The following is a 21956-nucleotide window of genomic DNA, read 5'->3' as shown; positions in this document are numbered from 1 at the left end:
TCAACGCCTGATAAGCGGTTGAACTTTATTATCAATAGCTTCCCTCGCTCGGAAGATACGTGAACGCACCGTACCTACCGGACAATCCATGATAGCGGCTATCTCTTCATAGCTCAGGCCATCCAGCTCCCGCAAGGTTATTGCCATGCGTAAATCTTCCGGGAGGGACTCAATAGTTCGGAAAACTATCTGTCTCAGCTCTTCTGACAACATTAAGTTCTCAGGGTTCGAAATTTCTTTCAGCGCACCGCCACTTTCGTAATTTTCTGCTTCAATCGCATCAATGTCACTGGAAGGTGGACGACGCCCCTGAGCGACCAGGTAATTCTTCGCTGTATTGACTGCAATACGATACAGCCAGGTATAAAAAGCACTATCTCCCCGGAACGAGTCCAGCGCACGATAGGCTTTGATAAATGCTTCTTGTACTACATCGGGTACATCACCCGACGGTACATAGCGAGAAACCAGACTCGCCACCTTATGCTGATAGCGCACTACCAGTAGGTTAAAGGCTTTCTGATCTCCCTTCTGGACCCGTTCTACCAGGACCTGGTCCGTTAACTGCTCGCTCATCCGAGGTAAAGTCTCCCCAAACCAAATTTCCACGCGCTTTCGAAACGCCACTCCATCAGCTTCACTATGAGCAAGCAAATGCTTAGAGTGCTCAAGTTTCGTAAAGTTCCGTTACGCATTGTTTTTTGTTTGTCATGTTGTAGACAGGTCTTATCTCTCATTATAAGTCTACATAACCCGATCAACGCACTATCTGTACAGAAATGCCCATTTCACCGCTTGCAGAGTAACCCAACGGGCACTTTATTTCATCACATAATCTGATGCTAACGGCCTGCTTCACAAAATATTTTTGCCTATTTCGTCCTCGTCATGCTTTTCTTTCATGTTTAGTCATTGCAACACATTTAAAAATAAAACGTGCAGTATCGCGCAATGTGGTGCTATGGTGACCAAACACTGTTTAGTAAATTAAACAAACATCATGAATACGACTCCTGAATTATCCTGTGACGTGCTGATCATTGGCAGCGGGGCTGCCGGACTCTCACTGGCGCTGCGCCTGGCTGAAAAACATCAGGTTATTGTCCTGAGCAAAGGGCCTGTCAGCGAAGGCTCGACATTTTATGCCCAGGGGGGTATTGCCGCGGTTTTCGATGAAACCGACAGTATCGACTCCCACGTTGAAGATACGCTGATTGCCGGGGCCGGTCTGTGCGATCGCCATGCGGTTGAATTTGTCGCCAGCAATGCCCGCACCTGCGTTCAATGGCTTATCGATCAGGGCGTCTTATTCGATACACAGGTTCAGCCTAACGGCGAAGAGAGCTATCACCTGACCCGTGAAGGCGGTCACAGCCATCGACGCATCCTGCACGCGGCGGATGCTACCGGCAAAGAAGTCGAAACCACCCTCGTCAGCCAGGCACAAAATCACCCCAATATCCGGGTTCTTGAGCGTAGCAACGCCGTCGACCTGATTGTCTCCGATAAAATCGGTCTGCCGGGAACGCGTCGGGTTGTCGGCGCATGGATCTGGAATCGTAATAAAGAAGCCGTCGAAACCTGCCATGCGAAGTCGGTAGTGTTGGCCACCGGCGGCGCATCAAAGGTGTATCAATACACTACCAATCCGGATATTTCCTCGGGTGACGGGATTGCAATGGCCTGGCGCGCAGGATGCCGCGTCGCCAACCTGGAGTTTAACCAGTTTCACCCGACTGCGCTGTATCATCCGCAGGCACGCAATTTTCTGCTGACCGAAGCGCTGCGCGGCGAAGGCGCGCACCTGAAGCGCCCGGACGGTTCACGCTTTATGCCCGATTTTGACGAACGTGGCGAACTGGCTCCCCGCGATATTGTCGCCCGCGCCATTGATCATGAAATGAAGCGCCTTGGTGCAGATTGCATGTTCCTCGATATCAGCCATAAGCCGGAAGAATTTGTTCGTCAGCATTTCCCGATGATTTATGAAAAGTTGCTGGGACTGGGCATTGATTTAACCAAAGAGCCGGTTCCCATCGTGCCTGCCGCGCACTATACCTGCGGCGGTGTGATGGTGGATGACTTTGGCCGTACCGATGTCGACGGGCTGTATGCGATCGGCGAAGTGAGTTACACCGGCCTGCATGGCGCCAACCGGATGGCATCGAACTCATTGCTGGAGTGTCTGGTTTATGGCTGGTCCGCGGCTGAAGATATCGACAGGCGCATGCCTTATGCTCGCGGCGTTAGCACGCTCCCGGGCTGGGATGAAAGCCGGGTAGAAAATCCGGATGAGTTGGTTGTTATCCAGCATAACTGGCATGAGCTGCGGCTGTTTATGTGGGATTACGTCGGTATTGTGCGTACGACCAAGCGCCTGGAGCGCGCTCTGCGCCGTATCACCATGCTGCAACAGGAAATCGACGAGTATTACGCCCATTTCCGCGTGTCGAACAATTTGCTGGAACTGCGTAACCTGGTGCAAGTTGCGGAGCTGATTGTCCGCTGCGCAATGATGCGCAAAGAGAGTCGGGGCCTGCACTACACGCTGGATTACCCAGAACAGCTTCCTGAGTCGGGCCCGTCTATTCTCTCGCCGCTAAGTCATCACATAAACAGGTAAAACGCCTGGGTCAGCGCCGTATAACCTTCAGAGTAACGTTGGTCTGGCCCACGAATCACCAGCCTGTCGCTAAAGCACTCCCCGGCCTGCGGGGAGAATGCCAGCAACACCCGATGCGGTAGCCGGGCTTCCGTTTCTGCTACATCCGTACGTAATCGCAGATGCCAGCCCATACTTAATGCCTGCTGGGTAAACGCGTTCCCAATCTGTTCCGGCAGCACTACACAAAAAAATCCTTCTTCCGTAATGCTGTCCGCCGCCAGCGTAAGCAACGCCTGGTGATCGAGCGAGGTGGTATAACGCGCTTGCTCACGCTGCGGTGTAGCGCATTCCACGCCCTGCTCATAATAGGGAGGATTGCTGATTATCAAATCAAAACGCACGGTCTGACGCGGTATCCACTGTTGCGCATCTTCTGTATGAACACTCACGCGATGCATCCACGGAGATTGCGCGATGTTCTCCTGCGCCTGCTGCGCGGCGTCGACATCAAGCTCCACGGCGTCAATGATGACGTTTTCATCAGTGCGCTGGGCCAGCATCAGCGCCAACAGGCCGCTCCCGGTACCAATATCCAGGATCCTTTTTACGCCCGCAACGGGGGCCCAGGCTCCCAATAAAATGCCGTCTGTTCCGACTTTCATTGCACAGCGATCGTGTGCCACAAAAAACTGCTTAAAAGTAAATCCATTACGTCTCAGTACGGATGTAGACTGGGGCATGAAGAACAACCTTCCTGGAAAAAAAACGATAACATAGGATAAAAACAATACCTGAGAAGGTATATCCATACAAACAGATGAAGATTGCAGCCGTAACGTCTATAATCAGCGCCCCACTCAGAGGTAGAACATGACTGTAACGACTTTTTCCGAACTTGAACTCGATGAAAGCCTTCTGGATGCCCTCCAGGAAAAAGGTTTCACTCGCCCGACCGCCATTCAGGCTGCCGCCATTCCGCCTGCGCTCGATGGCCGTGATGTACTCGGTTCTGCGCCGACAGGCACCGGTAAAACGGCGGCATATTTGCTGCCAGCGTTGCAGCACCTGCTCGACTTCCCGCGCAAGAAATCTGGTCCGCCGCGCATTTTAATCCTGACACCAACGCGCGAACTGGCGATGCAGGTTGCCGAACACGCTCGTGAGCTGGCGAAGAATACGCATCTGGATATCGCTACGATTACCGGCGGCGTGGCTTACATGAACCACATGGAAGTCTTTAGCGAAAACCAGGACATCGTGGTCGCCACCACGGGTCGTCTGCTGCAATACATTAAAGAAGAAAACTTCGACTGCCATGCGGTTGAAACGCTAATTCTCGATGAAGCAGACCGTATGCTGGACATGGGCTTTGCCCAGGACATCGAGCATATCGCCGGTGAAACACGCTGGCGTAAGCAAACCATGCTGTTTTCCGCCACGCTGGAAGGCGATGCGATTAAGGATTTTGCCGAGCGTCTGTTGGAAGACCCGGTCGAAGTCTCAGCGGATCCGTCCACCCGTGAACGCAAGAAGATCCATCAGTTTTACTACCGTGCCGATGACATCGAGCACAAAACTGCCATGCTGATTCACCTGTTAAAACAGCCAGAGGCGACCCGCTCAATTGTTTTCGTACGCAAACGCGAGCGTGTGCACGAACTGGCAGGCTGGCTGCGCCAGGCTGGCATTAATAACTGCTATCTCGAAGGCGAGATGGTGCAGAACAAACGTAACGAAGCGATCAAACGCCTGACCGATGGCCGCGTGAACGTGCTGGTAGCAACCGACGTCGCCGCTCGCGGGATTGATATTCCGGACGTCAGCCACGTGTTTAACTTCGACATGCCGCGCAGTGGCGATGCCTATCTGCACCGTATTGGCCGTACCGGTCGTGCTGGCCGTAAAGGCACTGCGATCTCTTTGGTTGAAGCGCACGACCACCTGCTGCTCGGCAAAGCGAGCCGCTATATTGACGAACCGCTGAAAGCTCGCGTCATTGACGAACTGCGTCCAACCACGCGCGCGCCAAGTGAGAAATCTAACGGTAAGCCATCCAAGAAAGTGCTGGCGAAGCGCGCTGAGAAAAAGGCGAAAGAGAAAGAGAAGCCGCGGGTGAAAAAACGTCACCGTGACGCCAAAAATATCGGCAAACGTCGTAAGCCGAGCGGAGCTGCTACCCAGCAGTCCGACAAAGAGTAAACCGAATGCCGGGCCATTTAGCCCGGCATTTTTTCACGTGATGCAAAACTCTCTTCAATACACTCAAGAAACACCCGCATCGCCGGGCTAACGACTTTTCCGGCATGATAACCACACAATGCCGTAATTAACTCAGGTTGTTCACTGAACGGTAATTCAATCAACTCCCCTGAACGTAACTCCTTCTCGACGGCAAAATGCGGCAAAAAGCTGATCCCAAGATTTGCCGATACGCACTGCTTAATGCTTTCAATGCTCCATAACTCAATGGTATTTTCCAGCGTAATCTGTCGTTTACGCAGTAGCCCCTCGAAGCGTTGTCTGAAAATACATTGCGGCTCATTAATGATAAAACTGCAGGGAATGTGCTGGTTATGCTGAGTAAAATCAACGTGCTGAAGCAGTGGCGAAGCAACTAATGCCAGTGACTGATCGCCAAGCGGTATCAACTCCAGGGCATCGTCATTACCCACCCGATAAAACACCCCCAGATCAACATCATCACTGAGCAACGCATCGCGAATGACATAACAATTGAGCGACTGTAAAGACAACCGCACATGAGGCGCACGTTGTTTAAATCGCTGTAAAACCTGCGGCATTTTATACGCCAGCAGCGTTTCGCCTGTTGCGACACGTAGATCGCCGCTCGGCTGCGCATCCTGATGTGCCGACTGTCGAATCGATGCCATCACGCGCGTCAGGTCATGGATATGCGGCATCAGCCGTTTTCCCTCACTGGTGAGACACATCCGGCGACCAATTTTTTCAAACAACTGCACCGAAAGCTCTTGCTCAAGCTGTTGAATATGAAAGGTAACCGTTGATTGCGTACAGCACAGTTTTTGTGATGCCCGCAGAAATGAGCCCTCTTCCACCACCGTTTTTAGCGTTATAAACCGACGTAAATCCATCCGCACCAACCCATCGAAAATATCGAATTCAGAATGCAAAAACATTCATTTTTTTTAATGTTTTGCCTCGGGTACTGTCTATCAAAACAGAGGAGATAACAAGTGACCCCCATGCTTTTAAGTGCATTCTGGACCTATACATTGATTACCGCGCTAACCCCCGGACCAAACAACATCCTTGCGCTCAGTGCCGCGACGTCACACGGTTTTCGTCAGAGTACACACGTACTGGCCGGAATGAGTCTGGGCTTTTTAATCGTCATGATGATGTGCGCCGGGATTTCATTTTCACTGGCGGTCATGGATCCAGCCATCATCCACTGGCTTAGTTGGGCTGGGGCCGCTTATATCCTGTGGCTGGCGCTGAAGATCGCTACCAGCCCGACCTCGAACGATAGATTGCAGTCAGAGCCGATTAGCTTCTGGGCAAGTTTTGGCTTGCAGTTTGTTAACGTGAAAATCATTTTGTACGGCATTACCGCGTTATCCACGTTTGTATTACCGTACACTCAGGACGCCCACTGGCTGATTGGGGTGAGTATTCTGTTAGCGCTGATAGGCACCTTCGGGAATGCCTGCTGGGCGCTGGCGGGCCATCTTTTTCAGCGCGTTTTTCGCCGTTACGGTCGACAGTTGAATATCATTCTGGCGCTGTTGTTGGTGTATTGCGCGGTGAGGATCTTTTACTAACAGATGCAAAAAAGCGGAAGACGCACTGGCATCTTCCGCTTTTTGATTCTCTGCTAAACGGGGTTATTCCCCGTGAGCCTTACAGGCTCTCAGTAAAGGTACGAGCAATAACGTCGCGCTGCTGTTCTGGGGTCAGAGAGTTGAAACGCACTGCATAACCAGAAACACGGATGGTCAGCTGCGGATATTTTTCCGGATGCTTAACTGCATCTTCCAGCGTTTCGCGACGCAGAACGTTCACGTTCAGGTGCTGACCACCTTCCACGCGGACTTCCGGCTGTACGTCTACCGGTACTTCACGGTATTCGATTTCGCCCAGTTTGCTGACTGCAACGACTTCATCAGCATTGAAACCTGCTTTCGCAACGATGCAGCGTGCTTCGCCTTTTTCGCTGTCCAGCAGCCAGAAAGAGTTCAGCAGGTCGTCGTTTGCAGCTTTAGTAATCTGGATACCTGTAATCATTTGATGCCTCCCCGGCAAAATTATTTGATCTCGGTTGGCCGTCATCCGGCCAATTGGTAAAACCATTGTTGCTTGAGTGTATATATACCCCTCACACACCCTTGAATCTTTGATTTAAATCAATAAAAACCACACATGAAAAGTGGTGATAGGTGGATTTTATTGTTTTACATCAACTTACGCCATATGCGCAGCTAAACTTTTTACATAAATTTTCAACTATCTTTAAGGGGTAGACCATTGAGAAACGTACAGAATTTTGCGACGCCGAAAGAAGCAGTTAAGCTAGGGGGATTGAAAATTCGCAGGAGAGCGAGATGGCCACCGAATTAACCTGGCACGATGTGCTGGCTGAAGAGAAACAGCAGCCTTATTTTGTTAACACACTGCATACTGTTGCCGGCGAGCGTCAGTCAGGAATGACAATTTATCCGCCGCAAAAAGATGTGTTTAACGCTTTTCGCTTTACCGAGCTTGGTGACGTGAAAGTTGTCATCCTGGGTCAGGATCCTTACCACGGTCCAGGCCAGGCACACGGTCTCGCGTTCTCTGTCCGCCCCGGCATTGCCACTCCACCCTCATTGCTGAACATGTACAAAGAGCTGGAGGCAACGATTCCAGGCTTCACGCGCCCAACACACGGATACCTGGAAAGCTGGGCACGTCAGGGGGTACTGTTACTCAACACCGTACTCACCGTCCGCGCCGGTCAGGCACATTCTCACGCCAGCCTTGGGTGGGAAACATTTACCGATAAAGTCATCAGTCTGATTAACCAACATCGGGAAGGCGTGGTTTTCCTGCTCTGGGGTTCTCACGCACAGAAGAAAGGCGCGATTATTGATACGCAGCGTCACCATGTGTTGAAAGCGCCCCACCCATCACCGCTCTCTGCGCATCGCGGTTTCTTTGGCTGCAATCACTTTGTACTGGCGAATGAATGGCTGGAACAACGAGGTGAAAAGCCAATTGACTGGATGCCGATATTACCCGTAGAAAGCGAGTAAAAAAATGCCAGCGATTCGCTGGCATTTTTATTATCAGGCTTTGTTCTGACGCCACCACTCCGCGAGCAGCACGCCTGTTGCCACAGAAACGTTGAGCGTTTCTACCTTGCCAGTGCCGTCAATCGCTATGCACAAATCGTCGGCTGAGCATGCTGCTTCTGGCAGAGCTTCACGCTCACGCCCTAATACCAGCACCATTTTTTCCGGCAGGGTGGTAGTAAACAGCGGTTTGCCTTTCCCGCTTGAGGTCATCACAACCGTGTAACCCGCCTGGCGGAAGTCGTCCAGCACATCAACAATGCTGTCGCCGGTAATCGGCTGAACGTGCTCAGCTCCGCCTTCAGCTGTACGGATGGCCGCACCTGATTCCAGCAGCGCCGCATCCTGAACCACTACGCCTTTCACACCGAAGTGCGCGCAGCTACGCATCATGCCGCCCAGGTTATGGGGGTTAGCGATATCTTCCAGTGCCAGCACGCAATCCTGCGCCCCTGCCTGACCGACCCATTGCTTAACGGTAGTACCGTTACGTTTTTTGATCAGGAAACAGACGCCGCCATGGTGTTCGGTGCCAGAGGCTTTCGCCAGCTCGGCTTCGTCAACCACGTGATAGGCTTTGCGGTTTGCCGCCATCCAGCGTAATGCTTCTTTAAAGCGCGGGGTTACGCTCTGAACAAACCAGGCGCGAACGATGGCGTCCGGGCGACTCTGGAACAGAGCCTGGCAGGCATTCTCACCGTAAACGCGGGTTTCTTCCGCGCGCTGACGGCGTAATACTTCAGGATCGATAAAGCTCTTACCGCTAATACCGCCGTGATCGGCTTTATCCGCTGCGTCATCATTCGGTGCGCGGGACACGGTACGCCACGGTGAATCTTCACGTCTGCGGTCACGTTCTACATCGCGGTCACGACCACGTTCACGACCGCGTTCGCTGTTCGGACCCTTTCGGTCATCACGGGCAGGGCGACGACCGCCTTCGGCTCGGGAAGTACCGGGGCGACCACCGCCTTTGCCAGTACGTGGATTTTGGGTGCGTTTATCCGAGTCATCGTCACTGCGGACGTACATCACTTTGACCTTGCCGTTTTTGTTCTTCAGTTCGTCGCTCATGTTTTTCTCCACCTGCTCTGCGCGAAGCGCGCAGATTACCCGATGTGCACGTCGTTAGCCATTATTTCATTTAAAAGCTAAGGACTATTGTACTCATTGAATAAAACGCATTGTTGTTTAGAACAGACTCCCCGATAATATGTAACATAATAGAAACATACTGGCGTTACTGCCGTGAAGTCCACTCCACTCATCCAGAGGTTAGTTATGAATACCGTTTGTACCAGCTGCCAGGCTATCAACCGTATCCCCGACGATCGTGTCCAGGAAGCGGCTAAATGCGGACGCTGTGGTCACGACCTGTTTGATGGGGAGGTGATCAATGCGACCGGTGAAACACTGGATAAACTGTTAAAAGACGATCTCCCGGTGGTGGTTGATTTTTGGGCCCCCTGGTGTGGTCCATGTCGTAACTTCGCCCCGATTTTTGAAGATGTCGCGGAAGAGCGTAGCGGTAAAGTGCGTTTTGTTAAAGTGAATACGGAAGCCGAGCGTGAACTCAGCGCCCGTTTCGGTATCCGCAGCATTCCGACCATCATGATCTTCAGAAAAGGTGAAATCGTCGACATGCTTAACGGCGCTGTACCAAAAGCCCCGTTTGATAGCTGGCTTAACGAATCATTATAATCTCTACGGGGCGCATCTTGTGCCCCGTTTTCGCCTCTGCGACAATAGCGTTTTTCAACGTGTTTCCCCATGACCGATAACGCTGTTCTTCTGTTACGCGCTGAGCGCCTTGCGCGCGCCACGCGCCCTTTCCTTGCCCGAGGTAATCGCATTCGCCGCTGTCAGCGCTGCCTGCTGCCGCTGAAGCTCTGCTTGTGCGCAACGCTAATGCCCTCTGAGGCAAAAAGTCGCTTTTGTCTGGTGATGTTTGATACCGAGCCGATGAAGCCCAGCAACACGGGGCGTTTGATTGCTGATATTCTGCCCGATACCACGGCTTTTCAGTGGTCACGCACCGAGCCGCCGCAGGCGCTGCTGGAACTGGTGAAAAATCCGGATTACCAGCCGATGGTTGTATTCCCGGCCTCCTATGCGGGTGAAGAGCGTGAAGTGATTTTCACGCCACCAGCCGGTAAGCCCCCATTGTTTATCATGCTCGACGGCACCTGGCCTGAGGCGCGTAAAATGTTCCGCAAAAGCCCGTACCTCGATAACCTGCCAGTGATCTCCGTTGATTTATCACGCCTTTCTGCTTACCACCTGCGTGGCGTTCACGCTGAAGGGCAATATTGCACTGCCGAAGTGGCCATCGCCTTGTTGGATCTGGCGGGAGATACGCAAGCCGCTGAAGGGTTAAGCGATCATTTCACTCGCTTTAAAACCCGCTACCTGGCAGGAAAAACTCAACATCAGGGAAGCGTCACAGCAGATTCATCAGAAAACGTTTAAAATCATTCGGTCACTGGTGTCATTAAGGAAGCCGATATGAGTCAGCGTGGCCTGGAAGCACTACTGCGACCGAAATCCATTGCGGTGATTGGGGCGTCAATGAAGCCTAATCGCGCGGGTTACCTGATGATGCGTAACCTGCTTGCCGGCGGTTTCAATGGACCTGTTTTACCGGTGACGCCCGCATGGAAAGCGGTGTTGGGCGTACTGGCGTGGCCCAATATCAACAGCCTGCCTTTTAGCCCGGATCTCGCCGTGTTGTGCACCAATGCCAGCCGTAACCTGGCGTTACTCGAAGCGCTTGGCGAGAAAGGCTGTAAAACCTGCATTATTCTCTCAGCTCCCGCGGCGCAGCACGCAGAGCTACTGGCCTGCGCATCACGCTACAACATACGTTTGCTGGGCCCCAACAGCCTGGGACTTCTCGCGCCCTGGCAAGGACTTAACGCCAGCTTTTCCCCCGTTCCGATTAAGCGCGGCAAGCTGGCTTTTATCTCTCAATCCGCCGCCGTATCCAACACCATTCTCGACTGGGCACAGCAGAGAGAAATGGGCTTTTCTTACTTTATCGCGCTGGGTGATAGCCTGGATATTGACGTTGATGAGTTGCTGGATTACCTGGCGCGCGACAGCAAAACCAGCGCGATATTGCTGTATCTCGAGCATTTAAGTGATGCCCGACGCTTTGTTTCCGCCGCCCGCAGCGCCTCGCGCAATAAACCTATTCTGGTGATTAAGAGCGGTCGTAGTCCAGCGGCGCAGCGTTTACTGCATACCAGCGCCGGGATGGACCCCGCGTGGGACGCCGCTATTCAGCGCGCCGGTTTACTACGCGTACAAGACACCCACGAGCTGTTCTCGGCGGTCGAAACCCTGAGCCACATGCGCCCGCTGCGTGGCGACAGGCTGATGATCATCAGCAATGGGGCCGCGCCTGCCGCACTGGCATTAGATGAACTGTGGTCAAAAAATGGCAAGTTGGCGACGTTGAGTGAAGACACCTGCCAGAAATTACGCGATGCCTTGCCTGAACATGTTGATATCGCCAACCCGCTGGATCTGCGTGATGACGCCAGCAGCGAACACTACGTTAAGACGCTGGATATTTTGCTTGCCAGCCAGGATTTCGACGCGTTGATGGTGATTCATTCCCCCAGCGCAGCCGCTCCCGGAACCGAAAGCGCACAGGCATTGATTGAAGCGGTAAAGCATCACCCCCGAGGAAAATTCGTCTCGTTACTGACCAACTGGTGCGGAGAGTTTTCCTCTCAGGAAGCCCGCAGACTGTTTAGTGAAGCCGGACTGCCCACCTACCGCACGCCGGAAGGTACCATCACCGCATTTATGCATATGGTGGAGTATCGGCGAAACCAGAAGCAGCTACGAGAAACGCCTGCGCTGCCTGACAGCCTGACCTCCAACACCGCCGAAGCGCATAATCTGTTACAGCGGGCGATTGCTGAAGGAGCCACATCGCTTGATACCCACGAAGTGCAGCCGATTTTACAGGCTTATGGCTTACACACGCTGCCAACGTGGATCGCCAGCGACAGCGCGGAAGCGGTACACATCGCGGAGCAAATCGGCTACCCGGTGGCGCTCAAGCTGCGTTCTCCTGATATCCCGCATAAGTCGGAAGTTCAAGGGGTAATGCTCTACCTGCGTACAGCAACAGAAGTGCAGCAGGCTGCCAATGCAATTTTCGATCGGGTAAAAATGGCCTGGCCGCAGGCACGCATTCACGGTTTATTAGTACAAAGTATGGCGAATCGCGCTGGTGCTCAGGAACTTCGCGTCGTCGTTGAACACGACCCGGTATTTGGCCCGTTGATTATGCTGGGTGAAGGTGGTGTTGAGTGGCGACCGGAAGATCAAGCCGTGGTGGCATTGCCGCCATTGAACATGAATCTGGCGCGTTATCTGGTGATCCAGGGGATCAAAAATAAAAAGATCCGCGCGCGCAGTGCACTGCGCCCTTTGGATATCGCCGGGTTGAGCCAGCTTCTGGTGCAGGTCTCCAACCTGATCGTCGACTGTCCGGAAATTCAGCGTCTGGATATTCATCCGCTGCTGGCCTCCGCCGGAGAATTTACCGCGCTGGACGTTACGCTGGATATTGCTCCTTTCACGGGCGATAACGAAAGCAGACTGGCTGTACGCCCCTACCCTCATCAGCTTGAAGAGTGGGTGGAGTTGAAGAACGGCGAGCGCTGTCTGTTCCGCCCCATTTTGCCGGAGGATGAACCTCATCTTCAGCAGTTCATTTCTCAGGTGACAAAAGAAGATCTTTATTATCGCTATTTCAGTGAGATCAACGAATTTACCCACGAAGATTTAGCCAATATGACGCAGATCGACTACGATCGGGAAATGGCCTTTGTTGCGGTGCGTTGTAAAGATAATCACGAAGAGATCCTCGGCGTAACGCGAGCGATCTCGGATCCTGATAACGTAGACGCTGAGTTTGCCGTACTGGTTCGTTCCGATCTCAAAGGGCTTGGACTGGGTCGCCGATTGATGGAAAAATTAATTGCCTATACTCGAGATCACGGACTTATACGTTTGAATGGTATTACGATGCCGAACAATCGTGGGATGGTCGCCCTGGCCCGAAAACTCGGGTTTGTTGTTGACGTCCAGCTCGAAGAGGGAATTGTTGGGCTAACGCTTAATCTGGCCCAATGTGAGGAATCGTGAGTAAGGTACTGGAAATGTTGACCACATTAATGGGTACTGGTGGTATCATTGCCCGCTTATGTCGTCTGCATAGCACAGAGGACCCTTCAATGAACAGAGAAGAAATGCACTGTGATGTTGTCAAAATTTAAGCGTAATAAACATCAACAACACCTTGCCCAACTACCCAAGATTTCTCAGTCAGTTGATGATGTAGATTTCTTTTATGCTCCCGCTAATTTCAGGGAGACTCTGCTGGAAAAAATAGCCAGCGCGACGCGACGGATCTGCATTATTGCGCTGTACCTGGAACAGGATGACGGTGGTAAAGGCATACTTGACGCTCTCTATGCGGCAAAACGGCAGCGTCCTGAACTGGATGTCCGGGTGCTTGTCGACTGGCACCGAGCCCAGCGCGGTCGTATTGGGGCTGCGGCATCCAATACCAATGCTGACTGGTATTGCCGAATGGCGCAAGAAAACCCTGGTATCGATATTCCTGTCTATGGCGTTCCGATTAACACCCGTGAAGCGCTTGGCGTCCTGCATTTCAAAGGCTTTATCATTGATGACAGCGTCCTGTACAGCGGGGCCAGTCTGAACGATGTTTACCTACATCAGCATGATAAATATCGCTATGACCGTTATCAGTTGATTCGCAACGCGCAAATGGCCGATATCATGTTCGATTGGGTGACGCAAAACCTGATGAACGGTCGCGGCGTTAACCGTCTTGATGATATCAACCGCCCTAAAAGCCCAGAAATTAAAAACGACATCCGCCTGTACCGTCAGGAACTGCGCGATGCGTCATTCCATTTTCAGGGTGATGCTGATAACGAACAGCTTTCGGTTACGCCTCTGGTGGGTCTTGGGAAATCCAGTCTTTTAAATAAGACCATTTTCCATCTTATGCCCTGCGCGGAGCACAAGCTTACAATCTGTACCCCTTATTTCAACCTTCCAGCCATACTGGTGCGCAATATCATTCAACTGCTGCGTGAAGGGAAAAAGGTTGAAATCATTGTCGGTGATAAAACCGCCAACGACTTTTTCATCCCGGAAGATGAGCCATTCAAGATCATCGGTGCGCTGCCTTATCTGTATGAAATAAATCTGCGCCGTTTTCTGAGCAGATTGCAGTATTACGTGAATACCGACCAGTTGGTCGTGCGCTTATGGAAAGATGATGACAATACCTATCATCTGAAAGGTATGTGGGTTGATGATAAATGGATGCTGCTCACCGGCAACAACCTTAACCCTCGCGCCTGGCGTCTGGATCTGGAAAACGCCATCCTTATCCACGATCCTAAGCAAGAGCTCACCCCTCAGCGCGATAAAGAGCTGGAGCTTATCCGTACGCATACTACCGTCGTTAAGCACTATCGCGACCTGCAAAGCATTGCTGACTATCCAGTCAAAGTGCGTAAACTCATCCGTCGACTGCGCCGTATTCGTATCGACAGATTAATTAGCCGTATTCTGTAATCAAGACCCCGTCCAGTGACGGGGTTTTTCATATGGAGGCAACGGTGCGCCTGTTCATTCTTATCAGTATCCTTGCCATTTCGGGCTGCAGCCATATGGCTAACGACCAGTGGAGCGGGCAAGACAAAGCTCAACACTTCATCGCCTCCGCCATGCTTGCCGCAGCCGGCAATGAATATGCCCAACATCAGGGCAACAGCCGCGATCGCAGTGCGGCTATCGGCCTGATGTTCTCAGTCAGCCTGGGTGCGTCAAAAGAGCTATGGGACAGCCGTCCCGCTGGGAGCGGCTGGAGCTGGAAGGACTTCGCCTGGGATGTTGCAGGCGCATCTACCGGCTATGCGGTCTGGCAACTGGCACATTACTAGAGGCGCAGACCTTTCCCCTTCCCATGCAGCATTAGCGATACTAAAAACGCAACGACTGCCAGCGCAGTGACGTACCAGAAGAATGTCGTCTCCATACCGACAGACTTCAGGGACAACGCGACATATTCGGCTGAACCGCCAAACAACGCATTGGCCACCGCATAAGATAATCCAACCCCCAGAGCGCGCACCTGCGCCGGGAACATTTCGGCCTTCAGAATACCGCTAATTGACGTATAGAAACTGACGATTAACAGAGCACACATCACCAGAGCAAACGCCATATACGGGGATGTTACGCTTTGCAATGCTGTCAGAATGGGAACAGTGAAAATCGCGGCCAACGCGCCAAAACACAGCATTGAAGTACGTCGGCCAATTTTATCAGACAAGGCGCCGAACAGCGGTTGTATCAGCATGAACACACACAGTGCCGCCGTCATAATCCCGCTGGCTACGTTGGCATGCATACCGGCTGTGTTAACCAGGTACTTCTGCATATAGGTTGTGAACGTGTAAAAACACAACGAACCCGCGGCGGTAAAACCAAGCACCATGACAAAAGCTTTGCGATTACGCCACAGACCTTTCAGAGAGCCCGCTTCTTTCAGAGCACGAACGTCCTGTTTCGAGGTTTCATCCAGTTGGCGACGCAGCCATAGCGCAACAATAGCCAGCACGGCGCCCAACGCAAATGGAATACGCCAACCCCATTCTCTGAGCGCTGAGTCTTCTAACGTGTGCTGTAATATGACCACAACCAGCAATGCCAGTAACTGTCCGCCGATTAACGTTACGTACTGGAATGAAGCATAAAAACCTTTCTTACCTTCAACGGCGACTTCACTCATATAGGTCGCGCTGGTTCCGTATTCACCACCGACAGATAACCCCTGGAATAGCCTGGCCAGCAGTAATAGCGCAGGCGCCCAGGTACCGATAGTTTCATATCCCGGTAGACAAGCGATCACCAACGATCCCATGCACATCATGCAAACGGACAGCAACATGGACTTTTTACGCCCGTGCTTATCTGCGATACGGCCAAACAGCCAGCCTCCAATTGGTCGCATCAAGAAGCCAGCGGCAAAAACGCCGGCGGTTTGTAAGAGTTGCGTGGTGGTATTTCCGGAGGGAAAAAAGATATGAGCAAAATAAAGAGAGCAGAAAGAGTAGATATAGAAATCAAACCATTCGACCAGATTCCCTGATGATGCTCCGACAATCGCCCATATACGACGACGGGTATCGCCGTCTGACAGCGCCCCGTTCTCAGTTACACTACTATCAGCCATTAGAATTGTACCCCTGCCAACGATCGCGTGAATTTATCAATGATGGTTGTGTGTTTTTTAGTGAATAGAATGTTATATAATTGTTATATCTTATTGTGCGGTAAAGATCACGATTTTAATTAGCAGAGAAAGGATTTAGATATGTTCGAGGGAGAGATCCGTGTAGTAGATCGAGACATTGTGCTTTTGTTGGTCGATTAAGGCTGTTACGTCGAATCCGGCAATGTACCGCCGCGTTGCCTGATGCGCTGCGCTTATCAGGCCTGCAAAATACGTTCAGCCCAGCCCCTGCAGGCCGGATAAGGCGGCACGCCGCATCCGGCGGTTTTCATCCCGCACAGACGCAAAAAAGCCCATCCGGCAGGATGGGCTTCTTCACTTTAATTAATGCCTGGCAGTTTATGGCGGGCGTCCTGCCCGCCACCCTCCGGGCCGTTGCTGCGCAACGTTCAAATCCGCTCCCGGCGGATTTGTCCTCCTCAGGAGAGCGCTCACCGACAGACAACAGATAAAACAAAAGGCCCAGTCTTTCGACTGAGCCTTTCGCTTTTATTTGATGCCTGGCAGTTCCCTACTCTCGCATGGGGAGACCCCACACTACCATCGGCGCTACGGCGTTTCACTTCTGAGTTCGGCATGGGGTCAGGTGGGACCACCGCGCTACAGCCGCCAGGCAAATTCTGTTTATCAACACGCTTTTAGCATGTCGATATAATCTGTAATCAAGCTGAAATCGATGTCTGTCTTTCGCCAAAACACCTTCGGCGTTGTAAGGTTAAGCCTCACGGTTCATTAGTATCGGTTAGCTCAATGTATCGCTACACTTACACACCCGACCTATCAACGTCGTCGTCTTCAACGTTCCTTCAGGACTCTCAAGGAGTCAGGGAGAACTCATCTCGGGGCAAGTTTCGTGCTTAGATGCTTTCAGCACTTATCTCTTCCGCATTTAGCTACCGGGCAATGCCATTGGCATGACAACCCGAACACCAGTGATGCGTCCACTCCGGTCCTCTCGTACTAGGAGCAGCCCCCCTCAATTCTCCAGCGCCCACGGCAGATAGGGACCGAACTGTCTCACGACGTTCTAAACCCAGCTCGCGTACCACTTTAAATGGCGAACAGCCATACCCTTGGGACCTACTTCAGCCCCAGGATGTGATGAGCCGACATCGAGGTGCCAAACACCGCCGTCGATATGAACTCTTGGGCGGTATCAGCCTGTTATCCCCGGAGTACCTTTTATCCGTTGAGCGATGGCCCTTCCATTCAGAACCACCGGATCACTAAGACCTGCTTTCGCACCTGCTCGAGCCGTCACTCTCGCAGTCAAGCTAGCTTATGCCTTTGCACTAACCTCCTGATGTCCGACCAGGATTAGCTAACCTTCGTGCTCCTCCGTTACTCTTTAGGAGGAGACCGCCCCAGTCAAACTACCCACCAGACACTGTCCGCAACCCGGATCACGGGTCTACGTTAGAACACCAGCCATTAAAGGGTGGTATTTCAAGGATGGCTCCATGCAGACTGGCGTCCACACTTCAAAGCCTCCCACCTATCCTACACATCAAGGACCAGTGTTCAGTGTCAAGCTATAGTAAAGGTTCACGGGGTCTTTCCGTCTTGCCGCGGGTACACTGCATCTTCACAGCGAGTTCAATTTCACTGAGTCTCGGGTGGAGACAGCCTGGCCATCATTACGCCATTCGTGCAGGTCGGAACTTACCCGACAAGGAATTTCGCTACCTTAGGACCGTTATAGTTACGGCCGCCGTTTACCGGGGCTTCGATCAAGAGCTTCTCCTTACGGATAACCCCATCAATTAACCTTCCGGCACCGGGCAGGCGTCACACCGTATACGTCCACTTTCGTGTTTGCACAGTGCTGTGTTTTTAATAAACAGTTGCAGCCAGCTGGTATCTTCGACTGATTTCAGCTCCATGGGTAAACCACTTCACCTACATATCAGCGTGCCTTCTCCCGAAGTTACGGCACCATTTTGCCTAGTTCCTTCACCCGAGTTCTCTCAAGCGCCTTGGTATTCTCTACCTGACCACCTGTGTCGGTTTGGGGTACGATTTCGTGTTACCTGATGCTTAGAGGCTTTTCCTGGAAGCAGGGCATTTGTTACTTCAGCACCGTAGTGCCTCGTCATCACACCTCAGCGTTAAAAGAAGTCCGGATTTACCTAAACTTCCCGCCTACATGCTTAAACCGGGACAACCGTCGCCCGGCTAACATAGCCTTCTCCGTCCCCCCTTCGCAGTAACACCAAGTACAGGAATATTAACCTGTTTCCCATCGACTACGCCTTTCGGCCTCGCCTTAGGGGTCGACTCACCCTGCCCCGATTAACGTTGGACAGGAACCCTTGGTCTTCCGGCGTGCGGGTTTTTCACCCGCATTATCGTTACTTATGTCAGCATTCGCACTTCTGATACCTCCAGCATACCTCACAGTACACCTTCAACGGCTTACAGAACGCTCCCCTACCCAACAACACATAGTGTCGCTGCCGCAGCTTCGGTGCATGGTTTAGCCCCGTTACATCTTCCGCGCAGGCCGACTCGACCAGTGAGCTATTACGCTTTCTTTAAATGATGGCTGCTTCTAAGCCAACATCCTGGCTGTCTGTGCCTTCCCACATCGTTTCCCACTTAACCATGACTTTGGGACCTTAGCTGGCGGTCTGGGTTGTTTCCCTCTTCACGACGGACGTTAGCACCCGCCGTGTGTCTCCCGTGATAACATTCTTCGGTATTCGCAGTTTGCATCGGGTTGGTAAGTCGGGATGACCCCCTAGCCGAAACAGTGCTCTACCCCCGAAGATGAATTCACGAGGCGCTACCTAAATAGCTTTCGGGGAGAACCAGCTATCTCCCGGTTTGATTGGCCTTTCACCCCCAGCCACAAGTCATCCGCTAATTTTTCAACATTAGTCGGTTCGGTCCTCCAGTTAGTGTTACCCAACCTTCAACCTGCCCATGGCTAGATCACCGGGTTTCGGGTCTATACCCTGCAACTTAACGCCCAGTTAAGACTCGGTTTCCCTTCGGCTCCCCTATTCGGTTAACCTTGCTACAGAATATAAGTCGCTGACCCATTATACAAAAGGTACGCAGTCACACCCCAAAGGGTGCTCCCACTGCTTGTACGTACACGGTTTCAGGTTCTTTTTCACTCCCCTCGCCGGGGTTCTTTTCGCCTTTCCCTCACGGTACTGGTTCACTATCGGTCAGTCAGGAGTATTTAGCCTTGGAGGATGGTCCCCCCATATTCAGACAGGATACCACGTGTCCCGCCCTACTCTTCGAGTTCACAACACATGCACTTTTGTGTACGGGACTTTCACCCTGTATCGTGCGACTTTCCAGACGCTTCCACTAACACACATGCTGATTCAGACTCTGGGCTGCTCCCCGTTCGCTCGCCGCTACTGGGGGAATCTCGGTTGATTTCTTTTCCTCGGGGTACTTAGATGTTTCAGTTCCCCCGGTTCGCTTCATTACGCTATGTATTCACGTAATGATAGTGTGTCGAAACACACTGGGTTTCCCCATTCGGAAATCGCCGGTTATAACGGTTCATATCACCTTACCGACGCTTATCGCAGATTAGCACGTCCTTCATCGCCTCTGACTGCCAGGGCATCCACCGTGTACGCTTAGTCGCTTAACCTCACAACCCGAAGATGTTTCTTTCGATTCATCATCGGTTTGCAAAAATTTGAGAGACTCGAACACACCGCTTTTCATTTCTTATTACGGAGAAATGAAACAGTGTGTCGTTTCAATTTTCAGCTTGATCCAGATTTTTAAAGAGCAAATATCTCAAACGTGACTCGGAAGTCAGTTTTGAGATACTTCGGTCGGCGACTTTCACTCACACATACCAGCAAGTGGCGTCCCCTAGGGGATTCGAACCCCTGTTACCGCCGTGAAAGGGCGGTGTCCTGGGCCTCTAGACGAAGGGGACACTGAAGTCTCAATCGCAAGACGCCTTGCTATTTACTTTTCATCAGACAATCTGTGTGAGCACTACAAAGAACGTTTCTTTAAGGTAAGGAGGTGATCCAACCGCAGGTTCCCCTACGGTTACCTTGTTACGACTTCACCCCAGTCATGAATCACAAAGTGGTAAGCGCCCTCCCGAAGGTTAAGCTACCTACTTCTTTTGCAACCCACTCCCATGGTGTGACGGGCGGTGTGTACAAGGCCCGGGAACGTATTCACCGTGGCATTCTGATCCACGATTACTAGCGATTCCGACTTCATGGAGTCGAGTTGCAGACTCCAATCCGGACTACGACATACTTTATGAGGTCCGCTTGCTCTCGCGAGGTCGCTTCTCTTTGTATATGCCATTGTAGCACGTGTGTAGCCCTACTCGTAAGGGCCATGATGACTTGACGTCATCCCCACCTTCCTCCAGTTTATCACTGGCAGTCTCCTTTGAGTTCCCGGCCGAACCGCTGGCAACAAAGGATAAGGGTTGCGCTCGTTGCGGGACTTAACCCAACATTTCACAACACGAGCTGACGACAGCCATGCAGCACCTGTCTCAGAGTTCCCGAAGGCACCAAAGCATCTCTGCTAAGTTCTCTGGATGTCAAGAGTAGGTAAGGTTCTTCGCGTTGCATCGAATTAAACCACATGCTCCACCGCTTGTGCGGGCCCCCGTCAATTCATTTGAGTTTTAACCTTGCGGCCGTACTCCCCAGGCGGTCGACTTAACGCGTTAGCTCCGGAAGCCACGCCTCAAGGGCACAACCTCCAAGTCGACATCGTTTACGGCGTGGACTACCAGGGTATCTAATCCTGTTTGCTCCCCACGCTTTCGCACCTGAGCGTCAGTCTTTGTCCAGGGGGCCGCCTTCGCCACCGGTATTCCTCCAGATCTCTACGCATTTCACCGCTACACCTGGAATTCTACCCCCCTCTACAAGACTCTAGCCTGCCAGTTTCGGATGCAGTTCCCAGGTTGAGCCCGGGGATTTCACATCCGACTTGACAGACCGCCTGCGTGCGCTTTACGCCCAGTAATTCCGATTAACGCTTGCACCCTCCGTATTACCGCGGCTGCTGGCACGGAGTTAGCCGGTGCTTCTTCTGCGAGTAACGTCAATTGCTGCGGTTATTAACCACAACACCTTCCTCCTCGCTGAAAGTACTTTACAACCCGAAGGCCTTCTTCATACACGCGGCATGGCTGCATCAGGCTTGCGCCCATTGTGCAATATTCCCCACTGCTGCCTCCCGTAGGAGTCTGGACCGTGTCTCAGTTCCAGTGTGGCTGGTCATCCTCTCAGACCAGCTAGGGATCGTCGCCTAGGTGAGCCGTTACCCCACCTACTAGCTAATCCCATCTGGGCACATCCGATGGCAAGAGGCCCGAAGGTCCCCCTCTTTGGTCTTGCGACGTTATGCGGTATTAGCTACCGTTTCCAGTAGTTATCCCCCTCCATCGGGCAGTTTCCCAGACATTACTCACCCGTCCGCCACTCGTCACCCAAGGAGCAAGCTCCTCTGTGCTACCGTTCGACTTGCATGTGTTAGGCCTGCCGCCAGCGTTCAATCTGAGCCATGATCAAACTCTTCAATTTAAAAGTTTGATGCTCAATGAATTAAACTTCGTAATGAATTACGTGTTCACTCGTTGAGACTTGGTATTCATTTTTCGTCTTGCGACGTTAAGAATCCGTATCTTCGAGTGCCCACACAGATTGTCTGATAAATTGTT

General features: G+C 52.1%; 16 protein-coding genes, 1 tRNA gene and 3 rRNA genes. 9 read left to right on the top strand and 11 right to left on the bottom strand.

Annotated features, from left to right (window positions below):
* The gene (gene rpoE / locus IB222_RS06020; RefSeq protein ID WP_003037573.1) at positions 1 to 576 is read right to left on the bottom strand and encodes an RNA polymerase sigma factor RpoE; all 576 of its coding nucleotides are present in this window, start codon (positions 574 to 576) and stop codon (positions 1 to 3) included.
* Positions 573 to 737: a rpoE leader peptide RseD gene (rseD, locus tag IB222_RS06015; RefSeq protein WP_122973798.1), complete on the bottom strand. Its 165-nt coding sequence runs from the start codon at positions 735 to 737 to the stop codon at positions 573 to 575. Before rseD ends, rpoE begins: the two co-directional genes overlap by 4 nt.
* A 263-nt stretch (positions 738 to 1000) precedes the next feature.
* Between rseD and nadB the strand changes: the two genes are divergently transcribed.
* On the top strand, positions 1001 to 2623 hold the full coding sequence (gene nadB / locus IB222_RS06010; protein WP_063941920.1) for an L-aspartate oxidase: 1623 nt from the start codon (positions 1001 to 1003) through the stop codon (positions 2621 to 2623).
* Here nadB and trmN read toward each other — a convergent pair.
* On the bottom strand, positions 2608 to 3345 hold the full coding sequence (trmN, locus tag IB222_RS06005; protein WP_003835339.1) for a tRNA(1)(Val) (adenine(37)-N(6))-methyltransferase TrmN: 738 nt from the start codon (positions 3343 to 3345) through the stop codon (positions 2608 to 2610). The two genes, nadB and trmN, sit on opposite strands and share 16 nt — an antisense overlap.
* A 130-nt stretch (positions 3346 to 3475) precedes the next feature.
* Here trmN and srmB point away from each other — a divergent pair, with 130 nt between their 5' ends.
* Positions 3476 to 4804, top strand: a complete 1329-nt coding sequence (srmB, locus tag IB222_RS06000; protein WP_003835340.1) for an ATP-dependent RNA helicase SrmB — start codon at positions 3476 to 3478, stop codon at positions 4802 to 4804.
* A gap of 17 nt (positions 4805 to 4821) precedes the next feature.
* On the opposite strand, the gene IB222_RS05995 is transcribed toward srmB, so the two are convergent.
* Positions 4822 to 5718: a LysR family transcriptional regulator gene (locus IB222_RS05995; protein ID WP_126319767.1), complete on the bottom strand. Its 897-nt coding sequence runs from the start codon at positions 5716 to 5718 to the stop codon at positions 4822 to 4824.
* Positions 5719 to 5820: 102 nt separating this feature from the next.
* On the opposite strand from IB222_RS05995, the gene eamB reads away from it, so the two are divergent.
* Positions 5821 to 6408 carry a cysteine/O-acetylserine transporter gene (gene eamB / locus IB222_RS05990; protein ID WP_003835342.1) on the top strand — a complete coding sequence of 196 codons (588 nt, stop codon included), beginning with the start codon at positions 5821 to 5823 and terminating at the stop codon, positions 6406 to 6408.
* A gap of 79 nt (positions 6409 to 6487) precedes the next feature.
* Here eamB and grcA read toward each other — a convergent pair whose 3' ends face one another.
* Positions 6488 to 6871, bottom strand: coding sequence for an autonomous glycyl radical cofactor GrcA (gene grcA / locus IB222_RS05985; RefSeq protein WP_003037563.1), 384 nt, complete (start codon positions 6869 to 6871; stop codon positions 6488 to 6490).
* A 317-nt stretch (positions 6872 to 7188) separates the two neighbouring features.
* Here grcA and ung point away from each other — a divergent pair, with 317 nt between their 5' ends.
* Entirely contained in the window at positions 7189 to 7878 is a 690-nt protein-coding gene (gene ung / locus IB222_RS05980; RefSeq protein ID WP_003835344.1) for a uracil-DNA glycosylase, read from the top strand.
* Positions 7879 to 7911: 33 nt separating this feature from the next.
* Here ung and IB222_RS05975 read toward each other — a convergent pair whose 3' ends face one another.
* Positions 7912 to 8991, bottom strand: a complete 1080-nt coding sequence (locus IB222_RS05975; RefSeq protein ID WP_003835345.1) for a tRNA/rRNA methyltransferase — start codon at positions 8989 to 8991, stop codon at positions 7912 to 7914.
* A 207-nt stretch (positions 8992 to 9198) separates the two neighbouring features.
* On the opposite strand from IB222_RS05975, the gene trxC reads away from it, so the two are divergent.
* The 5 genes from trxC (at position 9199) to IB222_RS05950 (ending at position 14921) form a co-directional block, all read left to right on the top strand.
* A complete protein-coding gene (gene trxC, locus IB222_RS05970) occupies positions 9199 to 9618 on the top strand; it encodes a thioredoxin TrxC (RefSeq protein WP_003037559.1) in 420 nt (139 codons plus the stop codon).
* A 69-nt stretch (positions 9619 to 9687) separates the two neighbouring features.
* A complete protein-coding gene (gene tapT / locus IB222_RS05965; protein WP_149384804.1) occupies positions 9688 to 10386 on the top strand; it encodes a tRNA-uridine aminocarboxypropyltransferase in 699 nt (232 codons plus the stop codon).
* 36 nt (positions 10387 to 10422) lie between these two features.
* A complete protein-coding gene (gene pat, locus IB222_RS05960; RefSeq protein ID WP_003835349.1) occupies positions 10423 to 13083 on the top strand; it encodes a protein lysine acetyltransferase in 2661 nt (886 codons plus the stop codon).
* A 114-nt stretch (positions 13084 to 13197) separates the two neighbouring features.
* The gene (pssA, locus tag IB222_RS05955) at positions 13198 to 14553 is read left to right on the top strand and encodes a CDP-diacylglycerol--serine O-phosphatidyltransferase (protein WP_003835350.1); all 1356 of its coding nucleotides are present in this window, start codon (positions 13198 to 13200) and stop codon (positions 14551 to 14553) included.
* Positions 14554 to 14597: 44 nt separating this feature from the next.
* The gene (locus IB222_RS05950) at positions 14598 to 14921 is read left to right on the top strand and encodes a YfiM family lipoprotein (protein ID WP_003835351.1); all 324 of its coding nucleotides are present in this window, start codon (positions 14598 to 14600) and stop codon (positions 14919 to 14921) included.
* Here IB222_RS05950 and IB222_RS05945 read toward each other — a convergent pair.
* The 5 genes from IB222_RS05945 to IB222_RS05925 form a co-directional block, all read right to left on the bottom strand.
* Entirely contained in the window at positions 14918 to 16216 is a 1299-nt protein-coding gene (locus tag IB222_RS05945; protein WP_149281474.1) for an MFS transporter, read from the bottom strand. The two genes, IB222_RS05950 and IB222_RS05945, sit on opposite strands and share 4 nt — an antisense overlap.
* Positions 16217 to 16774: 558 nt before the next feature.
* Positions 16775 to 16890, bottom strand: a 5S ribosomal RNA gene (gene rrf / locus IB222_RS05940).
* 97 nt (positions 16891 to 16987) lie between these two features.
* Positions 16988 to 19895: ribosomal RNA gene (locus IB222_RS05935) — 23S ribosomal RNA — on the bottom strand.
* 221 nt (positions 19896 to 20116) lie between these two features.
* Positions 20117 to 20192: transfer RNA gene (locus IB222_RS05930), tRNA-Glu, on the bottom strand.
* 85 nt (positions 20193 to 20277) lie between these two features.
* Positions 20278 to 21819 (bottom strand): 16S ribosomal RNA (locus tag IB222_RS05925).
* Together the 16S, 23S and 5S rRNA genes with 1 tRNA gene alongside form the textbook arrangement of a ribosomal RNA operon.
* Positions 21820 to 21956: the final 137 nt, after the last annotated feature.

The sequence above is a fragment of the Citrobacter sp. C13 genome, from assembly GCF_014596815.2.
GTDB lineage: Bacteria > Pseudomonadota > Gammaproteobacteria > Enterobacterales > Enterobacteriaceae > Citrobacter > Citrobacter portucalensis.
This window is presented reverse-complemented; position numbering and strand designations above follow the sequence as displayed.

What these genes read in the sequence shown, in the direction of transcription:
- trmN (WP_003835339.1), bottom strand. Translation starts at nt 3,345, where the DNA reads ATGCCCCAGTCTACATCCGTACTGAGACGTAATGGATTTACTTTTAAG.
- rpoE (WP_003037573.1), bottom strand. Translation starts at nt 576, where the DNA reads ATGAGCGAGCAGTTAACGGACCAGGTCCTGGTAGAACGGGTCCAGAAG.
- srmB (WP_003835340.1), top strand. Translation starts at nt 3,476, where the DNA reads ATGACTGTAACGACTTTTTCCGAACTTGAACTCGATGAAAGCCTTCTG.
- IB222_RS05945 (WP_149281474.1), bottom strand. Translation starts at nt 16,216, where the DNA reads ATGGCTGATAGTAGTGTAACTGAGAACGGGGCGCTGTCAGACGGCGAT.
- nadB (WP_063941920.1), top strand. Translation starts at nt 1,001, where the DNA reads ATGAATACGACTCCTGAATTATCCTGTGACGTGCTGATCATTGGCAGC.
- ung (WP_003835344.1), top strand. Translation starts at nt 7,189, where the DNA reads ATGGCCACCGAATTAACCTGGCACGATGTGCTGGCTGAAGAGAAACAG.
- pssA (WP_003835350.1), top strand. Translation starts at nt 13,198, where the DNA reads ATGTTGTCAAAATTTAAGCGTAATAAACATCAACAACACCTTGCCCAA.
- trxC (WP_003037559.1), top strand. Translation starts at nt 9,199, where the DNA reads ATGAATACCGTTTGTACCAGCTGCCAGGCTATCAACCGTATCCCCGAC.
- IB222_RS05975 (WP_003835345.1), bottom strand. Translation starts at nt 8,991, where the DNA reads ATGAGCGACGAACTGAAGAACAAAAACGGCAAGGTCAAAGTGATGTAC.
- pat (WP_003835349.1), top strand. Translation starts at nt 10,423, where the DNA reads ATGAGTCAGCGTGGCCTGGAAGCACTACTGCGACCGAAATCCATTGCG.
- rseD (WP_122973798.1), bottom strand. Translation starts at nt 737, where the DNA reads ATGAGAGATAAGACCTGTCTACAACATGACAAACAAAAAACAATGCGT.
- IB222_RS05995 (WP_126319767.1), bottom strand. Translation starts at nt 5,718, where the DNA reads ATGGATTTACGTCGGTTTATAACGCTAAAAACGGTGGTGGAAGAGGGC.
- tapT (WP_149384804.1), top strand. Translation starts at nt 9,688, where the DNA reads ATGACCGATAACGCTGTTCTTCTGTTACGCGCTGAGCGCCTTGCGCGC.
- grcA (WP_003037563.1), bottom strand. Translation starts at nt 6,871, where the DNA reads ATGATTACAGGTATCCAGATTACTAAAGCTGCAAACGACGACCTGCTG.